Here is a 2,305-nt window from a genome sequence, read left to right on the forward strand (position 1 = left end):
TAAAACAGATTTTGCATATTCTTGATGCCGGCTACAAATGCCGCACCGACCAATTGGCAACACTCGTAAAAATCTTGTTCACTGGTGTGTATCTTAGAGGTTTCGTTGGATGTTACAAGTCCCCTATTATATTCAATTGTCACCGTATTTATGGTTTTTGATATTAGGTTGTCATCATTAATGTCAAGATAATAATTGGCTTTTTTTATCACTTCTTCTAACCTTTTCAGAATGGTATTGGTAGCACCATAAACATCAGGACGCGATTTTTCCCAATTATCAATATTAATGGGTAGTCTGTTAGAAGCCTCCCGTATCATGCTTATAAAGGGATCGACAAAAGCTTCCATTTGAGATCGATTAACAGTACTGTATTTATCTGGCTCGTCAGGACTTGAGACATCTAGGACTGACACCAATGGTCTAACTAACTCTTGATACGATTTCAAGTCATGGGTATTGCGCAGATAATCTAGTAGTGCTTTGGTATCTGTACCACCATTGTGCGGTGCAAACTTAGTTAAGTTCATACCATCTAGTTTTGGTGAAAATAACGCATCGAGTATTTCATGGGAAAATGCTGAATAACTATGTGGTTCTAAACAGATAATAGGATAATTCGGATTTGTCATATACGCAGCAGCACGACATGCTCCAGCTACAGCAATACTCAAATCATGATTCTTTTTTAACCCTAGTTTTGTTTCGACCGTAGGCTGAGAAATATCTTTGTATAGAGGAGTCCCACGATAAGTGTGTGTATTGTAGACCTGATTAGTTCTACCTTCTTTTGCTGGGGCGCGATTGCCATTGCTGATAATTAAATTTGTCAATACTGCCGAACCACAGACAAAATTTTGATTATTTTGCCAAATACTTCCAGATACCTCCAAAACCCCAACATCTGCTTGATTCCAAATTGTGTAAGGATTGCTAGAGCATAGGGATTCATCAGCAATTACGTCATCAGATAATAGTCCATCAACACAAGAAGGTGGTAAGGTTCCGGCATGTGGTACATCAAGTATCATTTGTTTTTGAGTGCCTAAAGTACTAGGTCGGATAAAGCTGATGCTAGAGTCACTACGCCCCGTAATAAAAAGTGTATCGACCAATGATACAACGTATACGGGCGTATCTTTATACTCAAAATATGGTCGTGCCACCAACAGCATGGCATTGTACATTTCTTGTGACGTATTAGGATATTGTTTTTTTAACCAACTAGAGAATATGACTTGATCTGAAAACTCTTCGAGTATATTTCGATTGCTTAAATCCTTTCCTGTAAAACGCTGTATAAAATCAATTGCTGTTGTGTGCATGACTTTGCATTTATTTTTCTAACATAAACTAAATAAACATTACCATATCAGAGTTCAAAGAAAAATTAAACCTAGCTAAGATAGAAATTTGGCTCAATTGATGGCGAGATTGACTGAAACTTGGAGATAATAAAATGCTATTGTCTAATAGCCTGTAATTTGCTAGTGTACTTAAAGTCTCAATATATCAGGACTTACGCAAAGGCTCTACTTGTAGTGGACCGTTTCAACTAAAATAGTGCATTAGATTTGTCATTGCGAACGAAAGTGAAGCAATCTCTAGAGAGTTTGCTATTGCAACATTTAAGGTGTGTCAGTCCAGTAGGGTGTGTTAGCGTAGCGTAACGCACCTTTACCCCCATGGGTGGTGTGTCTGCGTAAGTCCTGTATATGTTGTTAACCCAATCAGCTAAATTAACAGACATCTAAGGTCAAGTCCAATTGAGGGATTAATGGTTACATTAGAAGATGCCAGAAGAGTAATTAGTGCCGCCGAAAAAAAAGCACTCGATAATTGGTCAACCCATGAATATAGCAGTAGTGGATGGGGGAGGAAATCTGGTAGCCCATGTACGAATGGATGGAGCTTGGATCGGAAGTATCGATATCTCCATTAAAAAAGCGTACACTTCGCGGGCGTTCAATCTGGCTACTAAAGATTTAGCCGAACAGAGTCAATCAGGAGGACAATTTTTTGGGATTCATGCCTCTAACAATGGCAAAATCATGATTTTTGCTGGGGGAATACCCCTTTACAGTGAAGGACAAGTAGTGGGGGCAATTGGAGTTAGTGGGGGGTCGGGAGAGCAAGACCATGCCGTAGCCGAAGCTGGAGCCGCCGTATTTTAGTTGTGGAAACGCCATTAGAAATGGAGAAGGTAAGATCAGGCTTGGGAGTTGTCTATTTAGGGCTTGCTGATTAAATATCGCGCGCATTGACTGATATTGGTTGTAGCCTTTTTAGGTCTTGAAAAAGTACA

Annotated in this window: 2 protein-coding genes; one reads left to right on the top strand and one right to left on the bottom strand. The window is 39.4% G+C overall.

Annotated features, from left to right (window positions below):
• Positions 1–1,325: hypothetical protein (locus AC3DU7_RS24400; protein ID WP_488041889.1), on the bottom strand; the 1,325-nt coding region annotated here is incomplete at its 3' end.
• A 525-nt stretch (positions 1,326–1,850) separates the two neighbouring features.
• Between AC3DU7_RS24400 and AC3DU7_RS24405 the strand changes: the two genes are divergently transcribed.
• Positions 1,851–2,174, top strand: coding sequence for a GlcG/HbpS family heme-binding protein (locus AC3DU7_RS24405; protein ID WP_488041890.1), 324 nt, complete (start codon positions 1,851–1,853; stop codon positions 2,172–2,174).
• Positions 2,175–2,305: the final 131 nt, after the last annotated feature.

It is taken from the genome of Okeania sp. (assembly GCF_983059655.1).

What these genes read in the sequence shown, in the direction of transcription:
- AC3DU7_RS24405 (WP_488041890.1), top strand. Translation starts at nt 1,851, where the DNA reads ATGAATATAGCAGTAGTGGATGGGGGAGGAAATCTGGTAGCCCATGTA.